Annotated in this window: 18 protein-coding genes; 10 read left to right on the top strand and 8 right to left on the bottom strand. The window is 46.2% G+C overall.

From position 1 onward, the window contains the following. Positions 1–79 precede the first annotated feature (79 nt). A complete protein-coding gene (locus NWE96_01135; GenBank protein ID MCW3982581.1) occupies positions 80–328 on the bottom strand; it encodes a hypothetical protein in 249 nt (82 codons plus the stop codon). A gap of 413 nt (positions 329–741) precedes the next feature. Between NWE96_01135 and NWE96_01130 the strand changes: the two genes are divergently transcribed. Continuing rightward, positions 742–1503, top strand: coding sequence for an ATP/GTP-binding protein (locus NWE96_01130; protein MCW3982580.1), 762 nt, complete (start codon positions 742–744; stop codon positions 1501–1503). Here NWE96_01130 and NWE96_01125 read toward each other — a convergent pair. Next, positions 1500–2123: a hypothetical protein gene (locus NWE96_01125; GenBank protein ID MCW3982579.1), complete on the bottom strand. Its 624-nt coding sequence runs from the start codon at positions 2121–2123 to the stop codon at positions 1500–1502. The two genes, NWE96_01130 and NWE96_01125, sit on opposite strands and share 4 nt — an antisense overlap. 58 nt (positions 2124–2181) lie before the next feature. Beyond that, positions 2182–2562: a Rid family detoxifying hydrolase gene (locus NWE96_01120; GenBank protein ID MCW3982578.1), complete on the bottom strand. Its 381-nt coding sequence runs from the start codon at positions 2560–2562 to the stop codon at positions 2182–2184. Between the two features lie 167 nt (positions 2563–2729). Here NWE96_01120 and metK point away from each other — a divergent pair, with 167 nt between their 5' ends. Further along, complete coding sequence (metK, locus tag NWE96_01115) at positions 2730–3908, top strand: methionine adenosyltransferase (GenBank protein MCW3982577.1); 1179 nt, start codon at positions 2730–2732, stop codon at positions 3906–3908. 233 nt (positions 3909–4141) lie between these two features. After that, complete coding sequence (locus tag NWE96_01110) at positions 4142–5386, top strand: tyrosine-type recombinase/integrase (GenBank protein ID MCW3982576.1); 1245 nt, start codon at positions 4142–4144, stop codon at positions 5384–5386. Positions 5387–5580: 194 nt separating this feature from the next. Here the strand turns inward: NWE96_01110 and NWE96_01105 are convergent, their stop codons facing one another. Continuing rightward, positions 5581–5745: a hypothetical protein gene (locus NWE96_01105; GenBank protein MCW3982575.1), complete on the bottom strand. Its 165-nt coding sequence runs from the start codon at positions 5743–5745 to the stop codon at positions 5581–5583. Positions 5746–6033: 288 nt separating this feature from the next. On the opposite strand from NWE96_01105, the gene NWE96_01100 reads away from it, so the two are divergent. Next, a complete protein-coding gene (locus NWE96_01100) occupies positions 6034–6573 on the top strand; it encodes a hypothetical protein (protein ID MCW3982574.1) in 540 nt (179 codons plus the stop codon). A 261-nt stretch (positions 6574–6834) separates the two neighbouring features. On the opposite strand, the gene NWE96_01095 is transcribed toward NWE96_01100, so the two are convergent. Next, entirely contained in the window at positions 6835–7752 is a 918-nt protein-coding gene (locus tag NWE96_01095; GenBank protein ID MCW3982573.1) for an S-methyl-5-thioribose-1-phosphate isomerase, read from the bottom strand. Between the two features lie 388 nt (positions 7753–8140). Between NWE96_01095 and NWE96_01090 the strand changes: the two genes are divergently transcribed. After that, positions 8141–8815 carry a GH3 auxin-responsive promoter family protein gene (locus NWE96_01090; GenBank protein MCW3982572.1) on the top strand — a complete coding sequence of 225 codons (675 nt, stop codon included), beginning with the start codon at positions 8141–8143 and terminating at the stop codon, positions 8813–8815. Here the strand turns inward: NWE96_01090 and NWE96_01085 are convergent. Continuing rightward, positions 8812–9189 carry a zinc-ribbon domain-containing protein gene (locus NWE96_01085; GenBank protein MCW3982571.1) on the bottom strand — a complete coding sequence of 126 codons (378 nt, stop codon included), beginning with the start codon at positions 9187–9189 and terminating at the stop codon, positions 8812–8814. The two genes, NWE96_01090 and NWE96_01085, sit on opposite strands and share 4 nt — an antisense overlap. 114 nt (positions 9190–9303) lie before the next feature. On the opposite strand from NWE96_01085, the gene NWE96_01080 reads away from it, so the two are divergent. From NWE96_01080 to NWE96_01070, 3 genes are all read left to right on the top strand, one after another. After that, positions 9304–9804: a hypothetical protein gene (locus tag NWE96_01080; protein ID MCW3982570.1), complete on the top strand. Its 501-nt coding sequence runs from the start codon at positions 9304–9306 to the stop codon at positions 9802–9804. 219 nt (positions 9805–10023) lie between these two features. After that, entirely contained in the window at positions 10024–11265 is a 1242-nt protein-coding gene (locus tag NWE96_01075; protein MCW3982569.1) for a DNA methyltransferase, read from the top strand. 5 nt (positions 11266–11270) lie between these two features. Continuing rightward, on the top strand, positions 11271–11966 hold the full coding sequence (locus tag NWE96_01070) for a BsaWI family type II restriction enzyme (protein ID MCW3982568.1): 696 nt from the start codon (positions 11271–11273) through the stop codon (positions 11964–11966). A gap of 83 nt (positions 11967–12049) precedes the next feature. On the opposite strand, the gene NWE96_01065 is transcribed toward NWE96_01070, so the two are convergent. Next, the gene (locus tag NWE96_01065) at positions 12050–13129 is read right to left on the bottom strand and encodes a radical SAM protein (GenBank protein MCW3982567.1); all 1080 of its coding nucleotides are present in this window, start codon (positions 13127–13129) and stop codon (positions 12050–12052) included. 263 nt (positions 13130–13392) lie between these two features. On the opposite strand from NWE96_01065, the gene NWE96_01060 reads away from it, so the two are divergent. Then, positions 13393–15909 carry a PQQ-binding-like beta-propeller repeat protein gene (locus NWE96_01060; protein MCW3982566.1) on the top strand — a complete coding sequence of 839 codons (2517 nt, stop codon included), beginning with the start codon at positions 13393–13395 and terminating at the stop codon, positions 15907–15909. On the opposite strand, the gene NWE96_01055 is transcribed toward NWE96_01060, so the two are convergent. Further along, positions 15906–17381 carry a B12-binding domain-containing radical SAM protein gene (locus tag NWE96_01055; GenBank protein ID MCW3982565.1) on the bottom strand — a complete coding sequence of 492 codons (1476 nt, stop codon included), beginning with the start codon at positions 17379–17381 and terminating at the stop codon, positions 15906–15908. The two genes, NWE96_01060 and NWE96_01055, sit on opposite strands and share 4 nt — an antisense overlap. Before the next feature lie 168 nt (positions 17382–17549). Between NWE96_01055 and NWE96_01050 the strand changes: the two genes are divergently transcribed. Continuing rightward, a complete protein-coding gene (locus NWE96_01050) occupies positions 17550–19094 on the top strand; it encodes an amidohydrolase (protein MCW3982564.1) in 1545 nt (514 codons plus the stop codon). Positions 19095–19129 lie beyond the last annotated feature (35 nt).

The raw sequence follows: 19129 nt of genomic DNA, 5'->3' as shown, positions 1-19129 counted from the left end.
CTAAAGATGTTTTCGCTAAAAACGGCAAAAACCGTTTTGGAATTACTAGTTCTAACTTGATTTGTTTTTTGCAGAAAAATTAGGGGTTTTTCGGTTTCAACTTCTCCTCGAGAAGTTTTATTCTGGTCTCGAGAATCGAAATTTCCATGGCACTAGCTAAGCTTGTCAGGCCGATTCCCCAAAAGAAAAAGAACCAATTTGGATAGATTTTTTGAAATGCCTCAGGGTCGTAACTCGAAAGATACGTGGCGATTGTTATACCCAGAAGGAGCGCTAATCCGGTTATGGCAGTAAGTCGAGCTTTTGGCTTATATTTCCTTTCACTCATATAACCACCTGCTTTAATGCTAAAATTCTTAACTATTACGTTTTTGTTAAGCTTTTTCTAATATTTGAATTTTCCCTTCAAGGCGCGAAAAAAGTAGTGTAAGCGTAAGCATTGCTAAGCCGAACACAAAAAGAGTGGAATTTGATAATATGCTGCAGGAGAAAAGGTCTCCTCTCAATGTGGTATAAAATAGCCCCAAATGCCCTTACTATGATGCCGGTTAACGCTAACAACCCTGCGTCCTATAACGCGTAGTGTTACTTTGAATAGTTGACTTCTAAAATTAGTTCTATATATAAGTGAGGGGAGGAGGCCGCAGAGCAGTAGGGTGAAACACTCGTTTTGTGGCGTTTGGACGGGTAGAAAGGTTCATTACTTCTATCGTCGCTCATCGTAAACGGAGACTCACACCCATGCCCTTAGCATTCATCATAGGAACCGCTGGCAGCGGCAAATCCCTATTCACTGCCGCGTTTGCAGATTGGCTAAAAATGAGCAAGCAAGACGTCGCAGTCGTCAACCTGGACCCCGGAGCGCTTAAACTGCCCTATCAACCAGATGTGGATGTCCGCAACTACGTTGACGTGGGCAACTTGATGGAGAAATACAACCTCGGCCCCAATGGAGCCTTGATTATGGCGGCAGACTTGATTGCCGATGAAATCGAAAACTTGACACGCGATATCGAAGAAGTTCATGCGGACATCGTTTTGGTTGACACTCCGGGGCAGATGGAGTTGTTTGCTTTCCGCGCAAGTGGACCCTACATCGTAAACGAGCTCACTAAGGAGCCTAAAGCGCTGATTTATCTCTTCGATGCGGTCTTTTCTATAAACCCGCTAAATTATGTCTCTAACATGTTCCTTTCCGCAGCCGTTTACAACCGCTTCTTCACGCCGCAGGTGCATGTGCTCTCCAAGATGGATTTGATTCCCAAAAAAGATGCACAAACCATTGCTTCGTGGTCAGCTAATCCCATGGCCCTTGAGAGCGCGATTGAACAGAAACTGGAGGGCACCAAACGCCTTTTTAGCCGTAACATGATGCAAGCCATCACCAAGTTAGGCTTAAAGTTCCTTTTGATGCCTGTATCTTCAAAAACCAACGAAGGCATGGTTAACATCAACACCACGCTTGAACGCATCCTCAACTATGGTGAAAAATACACGACTTAACGGATCAGTGACCAACTGGCTGCAAAGGCACCGCGTTTAGCTTTAAGAGCAGACTCGGCGCTGGCTATGACGATTGCATCGTTTTCCTTCGGTTCTAGTTTTTGTAGAATTTGAGCTGCGGCTTGCGGATACAATTTCTGTAAATCGTCACTTACCGATTCGATGCAGAGATGCCCCTTTTTATAGACAATTACCAGGGCTTTGCGTGCACCAGCGATTATGGCGGCGTCGCGTTGATCGATGCCTGTGCCGACTTTTTCGCCGCTGTTCTTTACCAGAAAAGCATAATTAACCTCTGACATTTTTAAGTCCAACTTGGGCAAATCAACCCGTTTAGGGAATATGGCTTCGAATTGTCGCCAGGTTTCTTTGCCTTTTTCTGTGAGGTTACAGCCTGCTTTTGATGTCTCAATTAACCCTGCGTCGACTAATCGGTGAATTATGGTTCTTACTGCGCCGTCACCGACGTTGAGTTTCTCTGCAAGTTTATTCCTGCCCAGCGGCTTCTCTGAGAGTAATTCTAAAGCGTAGAATACATGGAAAACCGTAAACGACGTTGAAGGGCCAGGAGCTTTTTTTCCAGCGACCTCTTGCATAAACTTCTTAAGTGATACCGCCATGCCTCACGCCTGCATCTTACTAAGCGTTGGCTGGTTTTTATAACTTACCAATCAGCAGCTACTGCTTGTAGGCGACGACAGCGATTTCTATGAGTGCACCAGGTTTGAGTTCAACGCCCCCGACTGTTGCCCGTGCAGGAAAGTCGGTTTTAAAATGTTTAGCATATTCTAGGTTGAAATCTTCAAACAACGACAACGAAGTGAGGTAAACGGTGGCTTGAACGACGTCGTTTAGGGTGTAGTTGGCTGCTTCTAAGATGGCTTGGATGTTCTGCATGACTTGACGGGTTTGGATGGTGATGTCTGCTGCGGCGAGTTTTCCTGTTTTTGGGTCAATGGGAAGTTGCCCTGAGACAAACAGAAACGCTCCTGCTTGGATGGCTTGATTGTAAGGGCCGACTGGGTTGGGCGCGTTTGGTGAGTTGACTATTTTCTTCATGGGTTACCACTGGTTTGTGGATGTTTTGGGGTTTAAAATGGTTATGCATGCTGGAATGTACCTGTCTGCTGATTATTCTGTTTGGAATATTTTATTCAGAAAGCCATATAAGAAAAACTCCGAGTAAGCTATGCCTAACAAAACTCGTAAACGGAAGAGAAAACTCCATGAAACGAAACGGAAAATACTTATTCACATCCGAATCCGTCGGAGAAGGTCACCCAGACAAAGTCGCCGACCAAATCTCTGACAGCGTCCTAGACGCCATATTCGCCAAAGACCCCAAAGCACGCGTTGACTGCGAAACCCTCGTCATGCAGGGCACCGTTATGATTACAGGTCAAATCACAACCTGCGCCTCAGTCAACATCCCCTCAATCGTTCGTCAAACCCTAAAAGAAATCGGTTTCGACAACGCCAAAGACGGCTTAGACTGGGAAACCTGCGGTATCTTGGTTTCATTAACTGAGCAGTCACCAGACATCGCCATGGGTGTCGATGCAACCAACGGCAAAGAACAGGGTGCAGGCGATCAAGGCATGGTTTTCGGCTACGCAAGCAACGAAACCAAAGAACTTATGCCGCTGCCAATTTTACTTGCACATAGACTGGTGAAGCGTCTTGCAGAAGTCCGACACAACGGCACCATGCCCTATCTGCGGCCTGACTGTAAATCCCAAGTCACCGTCGAATACGAATGCGGGAAACCAAAATGTGTTAAAACAGTGGTCATCGCCGCCCAAAACAACGGTTCAGTAGAAGACGCAGTGCTAAAGCAACAGATCATCGAGAAAGTAATCAAATACGTTATCCCCGCAAACCTGCTTGCACCAGACGTGAAATACGTCATCAACGGCACAGGCAGATTCGTCATCGGCGGAACACTTGCAGACTCAGGTTTGACTGGACGCAAAATCATCGTTGACACTTACGGAGGAGTGGGAAGCCACGGTGGCGGATGCTTCAGCGGCAAAGACCCATCCAAAGTTGACAGAAGCGGTTGCTACATGGCACGTTACATCGCCAAAAACGTTGTCGCAGCAGGCCTTGCAGATCAATGCGAAGTCCAAATCAGCTACGCCATCGGTGTCGCGGAACCAATCAGCGTTTTAGTCAACACTTACGAAACAGGCAAAATCCCAGACGAACAGATTCTGGAGTTGGTTAAGAAGAACTTTAACATGAAACCACGCGGAATCATCGAAACACTCAACCTGCTACGCCCCATCTACAAGAAAACCGCATGCTTTGGTCACTTCGGAAGAGACGACGTTGAGTTTCCATGGGAAAGATGCGACAAAGTTGAGGCACTCAAAAGAGACTTTGAAGCAATCAAAAAAGCCTAACTCTTTTTTTATTTTTCTTAATTCTTTCTCTGAGTGATTTTTCCACTATTTTCATTCGTAAGGTTCATAAAATCCTGTATCCGCAAATAGCTGGAACCACGCGACGTCTCACCGTGTACCTCCTCTCCCTTATATAAGGAAAGGTTGTTTTGAATGCTTACTCTTTGCGGAGGCGAGTGTCGTTTTAAACGTAAGGCTTTTAGGGGAAAACACAAACCAAAGGATGGAACAATATGAGTAAAGAATCAAAACCCTATACTCAAGACCCCTATTTTAAACGATGGATGTCTGGACTCAGCGAGAGAACTAAGCTGAACTATACTGAGAGAATCCAGAACTGGATAACCTTTACAGGCATGGATTTAACCATGCAGGTAAGTAAACGCATGAGGGATTTAACCTCTCAAGACCTCTCAGAGAGACAGTTTTTTGAAGACAAATTCAGAACGTATAAAGAGTACTTGGAGAAAAGGGGCGATTTAAAGCCGCTTAGTGTGAGGACTGAGTTAACGGCTGTGGCTTCTTTCTTTTCAAGAATCGGCTTACCCTTAGCTTTGAAGCGGGGTGATTGGGAGAGTACGATGCAGCAGCAGGTAATCCAGCGCCTAAAGATAACACGCGATGACGTTAAAGCGATGTATGCCCACGCTAACCTAAGGGATAGAGCTTTGTTGCTTGTTTTGGCGCAGAGTGGCTTTAGTGAGGTTGATGTGAGCTGTCTTAGAATCGAAGAACTCAAAGGCTTGTATGAGAACCCCGAGACGGAGCATTATTTTATCGAGAAGCCAAGGGAGAAAACAAACGAGGTGCAGGCAACGTGCTTTAGCTATGAAGCGGTGCATGACCTAAAAGCTATGCTCCAAGAACGAGGCAACCCCGAAGTGGGCTTTTTGTTTGTCAGCCAAACCAAAGGCAAAGGAGAACAACTAGAAGTTAGAAGCATAAATGAGGCTATGAAGTCGTTAGCTCAAAAAACGTTTAGCAAAGACAAAGCCAAAGACTTCAAAACAAAAGCACTCAGGAGCTTTTACAATTCGGCGTTGCTTAGAGCAGCTGTGTCGCCTCAGGAGCTTAAGGATTTGATGTTTGGGCATGGCAGAAAAGGCGCCAGAGGACACTACGACTACGATGAGCAGACCATTAAAGAAGCCTATGGTAGGGTGTTTGAGCATGTCTCCATCAACGGTCTGCAAGTCAGAAACGATTTGAAGAAGGTTATGGATGGGCTGAACAGTTTGAGCAGTATGAATGAGGTTTTTAGGCGGCAGCTTGAAGCCAAAGACAGAGAACTCCAAGAAGTCAAAGGTGAGCTTAAGGCTTTGAGCAGCATGATTAGGCAGGTAGCATGTTCTGAGCAGGTAAAGATAGCAGACGAAGTTCTTGCGCAAGTTGCAGATAGATTACTTGCTGACTCAGAGTTTATGGCTAAATTCAAAGAGAACGCTCAAAAAATAAACCCCAACACCCTCAAAAGATAGGCACCAACCTATCTTTCCTTTTCTATCTCATCGTCAGGAATTCTTAGCTTTTTCAGCTTTGTTCTTAGTTGTTTTTCTTTCATTTTTGTCTTGAGCAGTCAGGCTTAGAAGTTATTTGAATCTATTTTATTTTTTCTTAATCTCAAGTTTCGTATCTAACTACGTTAACAAGATAAGGCGCGCCCTTCGGGCGCTCACGACACCGCCCAAACCCTAACGCTAAAGTTACCTGCTTCCTTAGACGTCGGGTTTATCGGCGGCGGCGCTTGGATTGTTGGGTGAGGGCAGACCGCGACAGCAAGAGCATTGAAAGTCTTAATGTTCTGCTGGTCTGCCCTCACTTGGTAGCGCCGCCACACGTAAACCCGCCGCCCTTCGGGTTTCTGCGGAAATCTAAGGAAGCAGAGGGCACCCGCTCTGCTTCAAGCATTGTTTAAAACAAGAAACACGGACGGGAAAACATATCACCCATGCTATTTTTTATTGCTGCCGCTCTTGCTTTACACAATGCTCAAAAAAGCGCTCACTTATCTAAGTAGGCCTTTTTCCACGGATGTATCTGTTTATTGGTCAAGAAATGTTGACTAAACTTATGAAAGCATTCTATACAAAAAAGCTTATATTCAATTTATCTTTTAACGGCATTCATGAAGAATTTAGAAAAAGTAATTGTTGTAGTAACTTTATGCGCCGTCATCATTGCTTTAGCTATTGTAGCCTCACTAACCAATAATAACTCAAACGCTAACAATCTCATAAATTCTCCCACACCAACAGCGACTTCTAACAGGAATACAAATACAGATACACCAGCACCAAGTAATGTGCCAACCTCTAATGTCATATTTACCTATCTTGAAGATAGCAGAACCAAAATTAATAACAACACTAGACTAATCTTATCAATTAATGCTACCCTAGCAAGTGACAATCCATTTGAGGTGGATTATTCTAAATTCTACCTATATGTCTGGATTGAGGGACAAAACAGTTCAAAAGGTTTGCTAAACATGCATCACTATAATTCGTTAGAATCAGGCAGTAAGTATTTGGACACCACGGAAAAAACCGCCATAATTAAATTAACTTTTGAGTTTCCATCTGAAGCTATGGGATTCGAGGGTAATATCGTACCATTTTCCTTTTACACATTAAGCTATTTAGACCAACCAGTTCCTCAACAATAGCGCTTATAGGTGAAATGGCAGGATTACTTTATCCCCCTGCAATGACCTTTTCACACGGCATTTTTAATAAGCGCCAAAGCAAATAATAATTAACCCTAAAAAGATGCGCTTAAAACGTCGATACCTCCAACTCTCAAGTAAATAGCGTTTAGAACAACTTTTCCATATAAAGAACAAATCCCATCCTGTCTGCTCTGAACCTAAACAATCCTTTTAATCATGTTAGAACAAAAAAAAAATAACGCCGTACACCAAGCCTGACTAAAACAGCCATGGGAACCTTTTCCGCGTTACCTCCATGACGGTTTGGGGGGCTATTATGCCTTCTTCGCAGATAAAACCGTGAATGTAGCGGTTTGAGGTAACATCAAACGCAGGGTTACGCACATTCAAGTTTGCAGGTGCATCCGCCCATACTTCGGCTGGGAGGCGCTGCTCTATTTTCTCGTACTCTCCGCCAAGGGTTTCGGGGTCAAACTTGAGCAGCTCCGTAACTACATAGAACGGTTTGCGTGCTTCACGAGCCAACACCGCGAGGCCGCCTGTCCCGACTTTGTTAACCACATTTCCCTCTGAAGTGATTGCATCTGCACCCACAATAACAATGTCTACGTCGCCCATGAAAGTGCGGGCAGCTGAATCAACAATGAAGGTGGTTTCGATGCCAAAGTTGACCAATTCTTTTGCGGTGATTCTTCCTTGAAAAGCTGGGCGAGTTTCGGTGCATATGACTTTGAAGTTTTTGCCCTGCTCTTTGGCTTTTGAAAGAAGTCGAGTAACAGTTGAGGAATGGCAATGCGTGAAAACCACCATATCGTCTCGGATACGTTTCGCTCCAATCTCAGCGATTCGCTCCCGCGTTGCGTCGAGGTCTTTGAGGAATTTTTCTGCACTGGAAACTACCGTTTCCTTAAGGCTTTCGATTTTTGTAGTCTCTGCGTTTTGGGTTTGAATGATTATGCAGCGCATGGCGTTACGCATGAGTGGCTCAGTTTCTCTAGATGCAGAGAGCACTGTTTGAGCTGCTTTGAGTTCGGCTATGAGTTGCTGTTTGGTATTAGCTTGGGTTTGCTGGGCAAGGGTTTGGAGAGCTTTCACTGCGGCTATTGCGACATTTCTTGCGCCCTGAACTTGAAGCTTGCGAATTTTCTCAGCGGTTACCTCAACTGAATCGGTCATAGTCTCAACCTTAATGTCTGCGTTGTCCTAGTATCTTGTGTAGAAGCATATAAGCAAATTCATAGAAACAGACTGACGAACGCTATGTTACCTGACCGAGAGGGAATCAAAGGTATCATTTTGCCCTATGTAAAGCCCTGGTATGACTCAATCGAGAACCCCAAAAAGCACAGGAACAAGTTTTAGCTGAGTTACTCCCAAAATACGCCCAAACAGAATACGGCCAAAACCTCTTTGCCCACAAAATCGGCAGCATAGCTGAATATCAATCTAATTTTCCCATAATCAACTATTCAGCACTCATTCCCCACCTCGCCGCGGTAAGAGAGCGCAGCTACAAGGCGTTTTTGTCTGAACCGCCCCAAACATTCCCTCAAACGTGCACACCATGAATGTTGATGGCAGGGCAGTTTCTTACGGCTACAGTATCGGCACCTACGCTCGATTGAACCCGATGTTTGACCGTGTCAGTTTGCTTCCCCGCCAAGAAGACATCGACAAGATAGGCAGTGGAATCAGCCGCAGGGACTGGCAGCAACGCTTCGAGTTGGTGTACGAGATGGCTAAAGACCACAACGTCACAGCAACCATGGGCGTTACACCCGTCATCCTCCACTTTGCCCGATACATCAAACATCGCTACGGCAAACTCCCGTGTGCCATCTGGAAACCCCAAGCGCTCTTTTGCACCAGCGTACGCAAAATCCAATTTAAATACGGACCCATACTCAAAAAATACTTTGGTGACGTTCCCATCGTGGAGATGTACACTGCGACGGAGGGCGTGTTTGGTCAGCAACTGGACGATTGGCCCTACATTACTCCGAACTATGACGCGTACCTATTTGAGGTTGTCACTGGCAAAGGGGTAAAACTGTTGCATGAACTCAAAAGGGGTGAATGGGGCAGACTCATCATTTCCTCATGTATGCTGCCGCGCTACGACATAGGGGACATGGTTGAAGCGGCGGGAAAAAACTATTTTCGCATTTTCGGAAGAAGAAGCACCCTAACGCTCCTTGAGCACAGTCTTTACAGAGCGTTTCTGGGCTGGACTCTTTAATGGGGAACTGGCGAGTGCCTGCGTGCGATAACCGCGACGTAGATGGCGCCCGCGATGATGATAACGCCGATGATGAGTAGCATCAGAGCCCAAGTTTGCCCAGCGTTGACAATGTTGGGGTTGCTGATCTGTATCACTGAAAACAAGCCGAGAGTGATTAGGATTAAGCCACCGATAAGGTAGCCGATGAAGCCCCTTTCGCCTTTCTCCTGTTTTTCTCTGTTTTCGTTTTTTTCTGCTTTTTCGTTGCGTTTTTGGTATGGCGGAACAGGCTCAGCTTGAGCGGGCGAGGTGCCTTTTAGTGGTGCGCCGCATCGGGGGCAAAATGTCATGGTGTCTTCGACTGGGTTGCCACATTTCGGACAATACGACATAAAATTCTCCCCATATGTTCTAATCAGCTCTAACTATTTAAAAGATGCACTGCGCAAGATTTGGAGAAAGATATATCTGCAATTCAGTCCACTTTTTGCAAGGAGAAACAGTCATTGATCGGCGCCAGATTACGCCAAGCCTTAAGTGACGAAAAAAAGGAAAGCCTACTAACCGCCATATGGGTCGGCTCGATACTTATCACTTTGGCAGTAATCTATGCAATTCACCTTCCCAGCAGTCTTCTGGATCGATTAATCGACTTCTTTTTGGGTCTTAACCTAGTAAACGTGCCAGGTACTGGGGTTCCGCTTCCTGCACCCACTGACCCTGCAGCGCACATTGAACTCTACACTGCAGGTTTCCAGTTTGCCATAGCCATCGGCGTCATTGAAATTGTGATACTTGTTATCAGAATTCTGCTTCATTCACCGTATGCACGTAGGGCAGAAACCATCGAAAACATCGTGTTCTGGCTTGGCGCAGGCTACCTAATATCTACGTACCTGTTGAATATCACTTTGACTGCGGAGTGGTTTGTGTTTTGGGCAGGCATAATCCTTGTTTTCGGCTTGGCATTAGTGGCAAGAGCATTCGTACTCTTAGTCAAACGGTAAAGTTTAGTTGCTTTTCTATTTGTGTTTTAAGATTTTGGTCATTCCTTCAAACCTTGGAATAATCAGGTAAACGCATCTCACCAAATTTGCATTTGCTAAGGAAGGTGGCTCATCTTAAAAAGTGAAAGGTTTGTGAACATAAATTTCAAAGTAAAATGCTGAAATTACCACAGTATATTTATACTGTAGAGAAATGCGGTATTACTTGAGTGGATCCGAATGTTAGAAGAGATTTCACAAGTTACGTCGCATATTTTTGTTTCATCAGCGAAGACTGAAAAAGAATGTATGGATAGAATGCTTTTCGGGACCAGCAAAGTTTACGGTGATGATGCCTTAGCAGTAAAAAAAGGAGATTTGATTTTTCTGTTGAATATCGATTCTAATGTTCTGCACGGCGTTTTCCGTGCAAAATCTGATGGAAAACAGAATATTGTTCCAGAAGCATGGAAAGGCAAGTATCCGTATCAGGTCGCAGTTGAACAAGTTGGCAATCTTCAAACTCTAAAAAAAGCAAGAGTGTTACTCAAAAAGCTCGGTGTTGTATCTCATAAATCTCTAAGTGATGCCGTAACTAAACGCCTTCTAAACCTTTTCACACTTTCCGAGTCGGATTATCTCAAACAACTTGCAGACAGCAAAACTTGGGGGCTTTTAACTCCTGATTATTCAGTAAATGGTAAAACTAATGGAGATACATCCGAAGAAAAACCAAAATTAGAATCAACCACGCTGTGGGATTTTCCTCGCCAAAGTTATGGTAAAACTCCAAAAGGTAACAATAAATATGCAGGGGTTACTCCTGCATTTGTAATTTGGAATATGGTACAAAGATACACTGAACCTGGAGATTTAGTTCTCGATCCCATGTGTGGCAGTGGAACAACCCTGGATGTTTGTAGAGAAGAAGGGAGAAAAGCAATCGGTTTCGACATATCACCTCCACCATACAGATCGGATATAAAACAGAATGATGCACGTCATATACCACTCGCTAACGATTCTGTCGACATGATTTTTATTGACTCACCTTACGGTGATAATATTCGGTATAACGAGCACCCTGATAATATTGGTCACATTTCAAGTGAAAAACAGGAATTCTATGATGCCCTAGAAAAAGTAATGGATGAATGTTACCGAGTACTAAAACCAGGTAAAGTAATTGGTTGGTTAATAGGCGACCAATGGGTAAAAAAGAGATTTACTCCCGTCGGTTTTAAAGTCTATGAACGTTTATGTAAAAACTTCGAAACAGTTGACATTATTTGTGTTGTCCGAAGAAGTCAGGCTTCTAACACGCCTTTTTGGCACAGTCGTGCAAAACGTTATAACTTCTATTTGAGAGGCTTCAAGTATTTGTTCATAATGCGCAAGCCTTCCGAGACACAAATAACTCCTGTAAAGAGAAGTGTTAAATGGGCTTACTATGATAGAAGTAAGAATAACGAGAAAAAGTGACATTAATGAAATTCAAAGATTTAGTAAATCTTTATGAGAAAAAGAAGACCGTTTGTGGAACTGAAACTTATAAGCATATTTCAGAACTTCTGAAAGAAGCAAAAGAAATACATAAAAAAGACTGGCTTAAAAACCCAACCCCAAATGGGGATCATGAACAATCATGGCGGGCTTTTAAAGGAAAAAACCTGGAAAAGCTCATTGCATTCATACTTAAAGATGAAGTGGAAACCTTAGGTCTAAAGATTATTAATGGAGCCACTTTAGATAGAACAAAAGCAGAAAACCTCTCTCTTGAACTCAGTTCAGTAAAGCACAACTTATTAATTGATTATGGAGAGTTTGGTTCTCATTTACCTGATGTTGACTGCATAATATATAGTCCGAAGTCCTACAAAGTTATTGCAGTTTTATCCAGTAAAGTTACCCTGCGCGAACGGATCGCTCAGACAGGCTACTGGAAAATCAAAATGTCGAAAGATCCTGTCACTATGAATATTAAAGTTTATTTCGTTACCCCTGATGAAGACGGAACTTTAACGACAAAAATACCTGCTAAAAAGGGACGGGCAATATCAGAAGTAGATTTAGACGGAAGTTACGTGATGAGCGAAAAAACTATAGAGGAAAGCTCTAAGGTGAAAATGTTTGATAAATTCATTCAGGACTTGCGGGAAGTACTAAAAAATGTTTGTGAATAAATATTGTTCCAAAAGTTTCTAAAACATTAATAAACGAAAAATTGTTTACATCTACTTTCGGGGTCCAAAAATAGGGGAAAAGGCTATTTTTTGCGTAAAGTCATCGGTATGTAGGCGCAGGCGGGGTCTTCTCCAGCTATGTCGCCTGTCATCGCGTATGCTCGGTTTCTGCATCCGCCGCAGATTTCTCGGTATTCGCAGACTCCGCATTTGCCTTTGAGTACGTTGCGGTCTTGGAATTTGTTGTAGTATTTGGAGGCTTTGATTTCTTCCCATGCGGTGCTTAAGCTTTTGTTGCGTATGTTGCCCAGCATCATGGGTTCGTCTGGTTGCAGGTCAGTGTAGAAGCATGGGATTAAGTCGCCGTTTTCGGTTACGGAGAGGTAGCCGCCGAATGCGAAGTAGGTGCATTTGCCGTGGAACTCTTTCTCGTACCACTCGTTAAAGCGGTCTTCGGGGATGCGTTGTTTAACGATTCTAGCGAAGTGTGGGCAGTGAACGTGAACTTCGAATTTTCCGTGGTATTTTTCGGTGATGTCCCAGATGTGGTTGAGTGTCCACTCGTACTGTTCTGGACTGGGCGAGAGGTCGATGGAGGCTTTGGCTCTTCCGCTTGGCACCAAATGGTTATACCAGACGAAGTTGGCGTGGTACTTGTCCGCTAACTCGGCGACGTGGTCGAGGTGTTGGTAGTTGATTTTAGTTATTGCGCAGGCTAAGCCGTTTAGGATTTTCCCCGCTGAGAGTTTCTCGATGGCTGCTAAGGCTTTCTTGTAGCTGCCTTTTCCTCGGAGTTGGTCGTTGATTTCTTCGGGGCCGTCGATGCTGACTGAGGTCCAGACTTGGTTTTTGACGAGGTTATCGTAGATTGAACCGTCGACGAAGACGCCGTTGGTGAGTAGGCAAACGTTTAAGCCTTTACTTTTGGCGTAGGTGACGATTTCGAATATGTCGGGGCGTGTGAGGGGTTCGCCGCCTTTGATGCCGAACCATCTTACACCGAACTTTTTGACTTCGTCAACTAGGTGGAAGGCTTCTTGGGTTGTCATTTCTCTGGGCGCATGTTTGCCTGTTGCGTCTACGTTGCAGTATAGGCATCGTGCGTTGCAGGCGCCTGTGGCACGCCAAGAAGTCATAAGAAGTGGACCTTTGTGTTCAGTCAAAATGAATCCTCTCTTGGGTTCCCATTTTTGTTGTGTAGCTTAAGGGTTGTCTGCGACCTAAAAAAGTTTACGCGCTTACTTCTTAATTTGGTTTAAGAAGCGCTTCCGCAAAATTCGCTTGCACACTCTTGCCTCTAACCTGCAGGGTATGGTTTCAGTAAGCTTTATAGTACATTCAAAGCATTTTTAAAGTGGACAAATTGCGACGCATCTCTTGATGGCAAAGGGCGTCGTTACTAAAGTCGCATTTATCGGAGGAAGGCGTGGTGTACAAAAAACTTGCAATTTCAACAGTTGTCGCTATAATGCTTACTGCATTAATCATCCCAGCTATAACCCTAAACGCGCAAACCAGTAGCAACCTAAACCAGTATGAATGGCCACAGTATCAAGGCGACTCCTCCTACACCCGTTACTCCAAAGGACCCGCCCCAGACACATCCAACATACTATGGAAAGCCAACATACCCGGCATTCAGCCATACCTTGCGGCGTTTAACGGCAAAATCTACGTCGCCAACAACACCCACGCCTTCGCGCTTGACCAAGCAGGCAACATCTTGTGGCAAACTGCCTTCCCAGAATCCACGCATTGGCCTATCGCCTACAAGATTGATAGCCGCCACATGGTTATCGAAAGTTACTGTTTTGACCCTGAAACAGGTGCGCTTCTTTGGAGCAGCTCAGACTTTAACGCTTATACGGGTATCTTTAACGCTAACGTGTATAGTCCTGAAGAGAAAATGTTCTACATAAAAGTCGACAGCTACATCGAAGCGTGGAGCTTCGCTAATCCCTCGGCTCCGCCTACTTTGGTTTGGCGAACTTACATTCGAGGCGGCGGTATAACAGGCATCGGAACCACATACGGCGACGGCAAAATCTTCACTGGTTCATTTGAAAACATGCAATTCGCGCTTGACGCCAAAACTGGCGAAATCCTCTGGAAAACCAACACCAAGGGCCCCATGATTTTTACGGGCGCCTACGCGGATGGCATGTACTTCAAGGGCGGTAGCGACGACAACACCATGTACTGCTTCAACGCCTCTACAGGCAAAATCATCTGGCAGTTCCGTCCGGACACCGACGGCTACTTTACAACAGGCTGCGCAGTCGCCTATGGCATGGTTTACGAGATGAACAAAGACGGCTACCTATACGCTTTTGACATGTACACTGGCGAAGTCGTCTGGAAATACAAAGGCCCAAACGATTCGTTGATGTGGCCTGGTATGCCCTCGGTTGCAGACGGAAAAATCTATGTAACCACTGGTGAAGAAGCCCAATACAACGGGCCAGCTGGCATCTCCGAATTCTCTTGCATAAACGCCTTCACAGGGCAACTGATCTGGAAGCTGGATGGCATAGAAGCGCTGCCACCTCGGGAGTCAGTTGCAATCGCATACGGAACCCTATACATGATCCCCGGCAGCGTAACCACCGCCGTAGACACAATCTCAGGTAACGAGTACGCCACAAGCGGTGAATTGTGGGCGATAAAAGATACCGAAGCACAGGACACCACGCCTAAGGTAGTGAGTTCTTGGCCTCAGTGGCGCGCCAGCCCAGAACGCTCCTCAACCGCCGAAGTCGGCCCTTCCAACCTGTCTGTGGCGTGGCGATTTAGAACTGGAGGCTCAGTAATTTCTTCCCCAAGTGTTTATGATAACATGGTTTATGTTGGCTCCTCGGACGGATACCTCTACGCATTGGACGCTTGGAACGGCGACTTGCAGTGGAAATTCAAAACAGGCGACATAATCGAATCCTCCCCAGCAGTAGTCAACGGCCGAGTTTATACGGGCGGCGACGACGGCTACGTTTACTGCCTTAACGCTAAAACAGGTGCTAAACAGTGGCAAACTTTTGTTAACGGCAATTTGCCTTTCACGTTTGGGAACTTGGTTTTGAAGTCCTCGCCTGCAGTGGTTGATGGCACAGTTTATGTTGGTTCCTTAGACGGCTATCTTTACGCTTTGAATGCGGATACTGGAACCATAAAATGGAGAACTCAAGCGCTGGGTCCAATCGAGTCTTCCCCTGCTGTCGCGGATGGAGCGGTGTACTTTACTGCAGAGGAACCAGAATCTGGTGGCTTCTACAAACTTGATGCAGCTACTGGAGAGGTGCTTTGGAAAAAGGAGTTGCCTTATCGTCCCTCCTTTACGGGTGGAAACCAGATGCTTGGCACCCCCTCTGTTGCCGAGGGCAGAGTGTTTGCTTCTTCGAATTGGGGTGACTACTTCTGTTACGACACCCAGACGGGTGAGATGCTGTGGCGCTTCCAAAACCCCACTGCCACTGAATTCATTGTTTCCTCCCCAATCTACGTTAACGACGGCACGGTTTTACTCATCGACAAATTTGACCTTGCCTGTGTGGATGTCTCAAACGGCTGGGTAATTTGGAGCAAGTACACTGGCGACGAACTCTACGTTTCCCCCTCATACGCCGACGGCAAAGCCTACATGGCCACCAGCCAACGCCACATCTTTGTACTCGACACAACCCGTAACGGAACCATAATCGCAAACGTCACCCTGCCCTCAAGCACCTGGTCTTCTCCAACAATCGCCAACAATCGCCTCTACATCGGCTGCAACGACTGGTACGTCTACTGCTTTGAAGAAACCATAACTGGGGAACCTTCAGGCACCAACGGGTCTGCCCCTCAAGAAATGCCCTCTATACCCGTAATTGCCCTCGCCATAGTCACTACAATTCTCTTCATAGTAGCATTACGTTACGTCGTCAAAAAACAGAATGAACCACGCTAAGCTTGACTTTCCTGCTCTTGAGTTGAGGTGCTGTAGCCGCCGACGCTTTTCTTTGGACGCCTAATTTTACTGAGTTTCTTGAAGCCCCAGCGAAGCGTTTTGCTGTTCCAAACCAAATGGTTTAGCGCGGCGCGGGCCATGATTTGGCTGTAGAAGTCACCCTTCAACTTTTTGCGCAGGAAATAGCTTACGGAGAAGTAGTGGTCGAAAAACTCTTTTTTGACTTCTTCAAGCTTCTCAAGCGGCAGGAGCGTGTTGGTGAAGACCTGGGTTTCTTCGCGGTACTGGTTCCAGTTGGAATCCACCTCTAAACCCAATTCCTTGACAAAATTAGCCAATTCCGTGCCCGGATAAGGAACCGCTTCACACATGTAAACGTAGTCAGGCTTGGTTTTGTGGAGGAAATCGATGGTTTGCTTTAGCATCTCAGGAGTTTCGGTTGGGTAGCCGATGACTAATGAAACCGCGACGGATATGCCTGCTTCTTTGGTCCATTTGATTGCTTGGGCGTTGAGTTCTACGGTGGTGCCTTTGCGCATGAGTTTAAGCATCTCTGGGCTGCCTGACTCGACACCGAAGTGAATAAGCTGACAATTGGTTGCCTTTAGCTTTGCCAGTAACTCTTTGTTGACGCGGTCAACTCGGGTGCGGCAATCCCAAGGCAAATCCACCCCCCGCTTCTGCATCTCATCACAAATCGCAAACGCACGCTTCAAATCAAAAGTGAAGGTATCATCATAAAACGCAAACGCGCCCGCATGGTACTCGTCTCTGAGCCACTCCAGTTCGTCAACGACTTTGCTGGGGCTTCTGCCGCGGAACGCGTGACCGCACATTTTGTTGGCTAAACAGAAGGTGCAAGCTGAGGGGCAGCCGCGGCTGGTGATTATGGGCATGTAGTTTACGCCGAAGAGCTTGTACATGTTGGTGTCGAAGTGGTGGTGAGCTGGGCGGGGAAGAGAGTCGATGTCAGTTATGAAGGGTCGGTCGGGGGTTTGGATGATTTGGCTGTTTTTCCTAAAGGTGATGCCCTGCACGTCTTTGAGGTTTTTGAGGTTGCCCTCTGATGTGAGCCGTGCGAGTTCGAGCATGGTTTGTTCGCCTTCGCCTCGGACGACTATGTCGAGGTTGCTGCTTTCGGCGAGGGCTTCTTTGTCTAGTACGGTCACATGGGGACCGCCCATCAAGGTTAGCGTGTTCGGTAAGGCTTTTTTTGCTGCCTTCAAAACGTCTAATGCAGGCAAATAAGTAACCGTAGCAGACGTGACGCCGACCACGTCGGGGTTGAGGCTACGAAACTTTGCCTCTAATGTTTCTGGGGTGTACTTTGTGGTTTGGCAGTCGACCACGTCCACTTTGTAGCCTTCTTGTTCCAGCACTGCTGCCAAGTAGCCGAGTCCCAGAGGCAGAAAAACCGATTGTCCAGCTTCAGGAGGATAAGGCGGATTGACAAGTGCTACGTGGGCTTTCAAAGTGGCTCCCCAAAGGTGATGTTAATCAAAACACGTCGCGCGAAACTATTATGCTTTACGTAAACTCGCAGAATTTGTGTTCGGTGACGTTTGGGGCTGGGAACGGAAGGTTTTTTATGGAAACTCGCCAACTAGCCGAATATACTCCAATAAACGGTGAATTATGGCTTGTCAGCGACCATAGCGATTCTAAACTCTAACATAAAAACCATGAACCCCAAACAGCCAACTGCACAAGCCATGGCCATAACAAACAACAAAATCACCAAAGTCGGAAGCAACCAAGAAATCGAACCCTTCATCGGCGAAAACACGATGGTTTTGAACCTTGAAGCCAAAACAGTGGTTCCGGGTTTTATTGATACTCATATTCACGTTGCCGACTACGGCAGATGCCTAATGTGGCTGGACTTATCCGCTGCCAAATCCATCGCTGAACTGCAACAATTAATCAAACAAAAAACTCAGCAAACACCCGCGGATAGATGGATTATTGGGCAAGGCTGGAACGAAACCCGCTTCAAAGAGCAACGTATGCCCACAGCCGCAGACTTAGACGAGGCAGCACCAGACAACCCAGTTATCCTCTACCGTGAAGCGGCAATGATTTGCGCGGTCAACACCAAAGCCCTTACAGCCTCAAGTGTAAACGAGCAGACAGCAGTGCCTCAAGGCGGAGCCATCGACAAAACCGTAGACGGCAAACTCGTAGGAATCTTCCGTGACACCGCCACCTCGCTGATTTGGCAAGCTGTGCCTGAACCCACCGAAGGCGAACTCTTGATGGCGACAGTGGGTGCGTGTCAAAAAATCTTCCAAGCAGGCATAACCAGCCTCCACTGGCTTGTCATATCCGAAAGCGAGCTATCAATCATCCAAAAGCTCCACAGCATGGGGCAACTTATGTTCAGAGTGAATGTGGTGGTTCCAGAGGCGCTACTGGAGAAGGCGGCCGCTCTCAAGTCAAACGATAGTCAGGTGCTGCGTGTAGGCGGCTCTTTCATCGTAGTTGACGGTTACTTGGATTCCAAAGAGGCCGCCCTCATTGAACCCTACAGCGACGACCCAAACAACCGCGGCAAACTGCTGCTTCCAAAAGAGGCGCTGGAAGCTTCGGTTAAGCGGGCTCTGAAGTTTGGGGTTCAACCAGTTATCCATGCGATGGGCGACAGAGCCGTAGACCTGACGCTCTCGGTTATAGAGCAAACCCAAAGCGACGTGCGATTCCGAATTGAGCAGGCAGCCGTCCTAAACCCAAACCTCATCGAACGCCTCAAAAAACAAAACCTTACAGTAACGATTCAGCCAAAGGTTGTCTCCACAGAGTTCACAGTGTGGTCAGCCCAAGAACGCCTCGGCAACAGAGCAAAATATCTGCATCCACTCAAAACCCTACTAGACGAGGGCGTGGTGGTTGCGGCAGGTTCAGATTGCCCCATGGAGCCCCTGAGTGCCTTGCTTGGTGTACAGGAGTTGGTAACTCGGCAAAGCTACCCTGAACAGCGCTTAAGCGTAGATGAAGCCCTCAAACTGTACACCTTGAATGCCGCGTACTGTTCAGGGGAGCAGTGGATTAAGGGTTCAGTTGAGGAGGGGAAACTCGCGGATTTGGTGGTGCTATCCCAAGACCCCTCAGTTGTAGAGCCGCGGAAAATAAAAGACATCATCGTTGACTTTGTTGTTTTAAACGGCAGAGTTATGATTCCTCCCTAAACCCTATTTCTTGTGTTTGCAAAATTTTATATCAA

It is taken from the genome of Candidatus Bathyarchaeota archaeon, from assembly GCA_026014685.1.
In the GTDB taxonomy this organism is placed as follows: domain Archaea; phylum Thermoproteota; class Bathyarchaeia; order Bathyarchaeales; family Bathycorpusculaceae; genus Bathycorpusculum.
Note: the sequence above shows the minus strand (reverse complement) of the source record. Positions and strands in the feature narration are given on the sequence as shown.

What these genes read in the sequence shown, in the direction of transcription:
- NWE96_01130 (MCW3982580.1), top strand. Translation starts at nt 742, where the DNA reads ATGCCCTTAGCATTCATCATAGGAACCGCTGGCAGCGGCAAATCCCTA.
- NWE96_01125 (MCW3982579.1), bottom strand. Translation starts at nt 2,123, where the DNA reads ATGGCGGTATCACTTAAGAAGTTTATGCAAGAGGTCGCTGGAAAAAAA.
- NWE96_01095 (MCW3982573.1), bottom strand. Translation starts at nt 7,752, where the DNA reads ATGACCGATTCAGTTGAGGTAACCGCTGAGAAAATTCGCAAGCTTCAA.
- NWE96_01100 (MCW3982574.1), top strand. Translation starts at nt 6,034, where the DNA reads ATGAAGAATTTAGAAAAAGTAATTGTTGTAGTAACTTTATGCGCCGTC.
- NWE96_01090 (MCW3982572.1), top strand. Translation starts at nt 8,141, where the DNA reads ATGAATGTTGATGGCAGGGCAGTTTCTTACGGCTACAGTATCGGCACC.
- NWE96_01120 (MCW3982578.1), bottom strand. Translation starts at nt 2,562, where the DNA reads ATGAAGAAAATAGTCAACTCACCAAACGCGCCCAACCCAGTCGGCCCT.
- metK (MCW3982577.1), top strand. Translation starts at nt 2,730, where the DNA reads ATGAAACGAAACGGAAAATACTTATTCACATCCGAATCCGTCGGAGAA.
- NWE96_01135 (MCW3982581.1), bottom strand. Translation starts at nt 328, where the DNA reads ATGAGTGAAAGGAAATATAAGCCAAAAGCTCGACTTACTGCCATAACC.
- NWE96_01085 (MCW3982571.1), bottom strand. Translation starts at nt 9,189, where the DNA reads ATGTCGTATTGTCCGAAATGTGGCAACCCAGTCGAAGACACCATGACA.
- NWE96_01070 (MCW3982568.1), top strand. Translation starts at nt 11,271, where the DNA reads ATGAAATTCAAAGATTTAGTAAATCTTTATGAGAAAAAGAAGACCGTT.
- NWE96_01110 (MCW3982576.1), top strand. Translation starts at nt 4,142, where the DNA reads ATGAGTAAAGAATCAAAACCCTATACTCAAGACCCCTATTTTAAACGA.
- NWE96_01075 (MCW3982569.1), top strand. Translation starts at nt 10,024, where the DNA reads ATGTTAGAAGAGATTTCACAAGTTACGTCGCATATTTTTGTTTCATCA.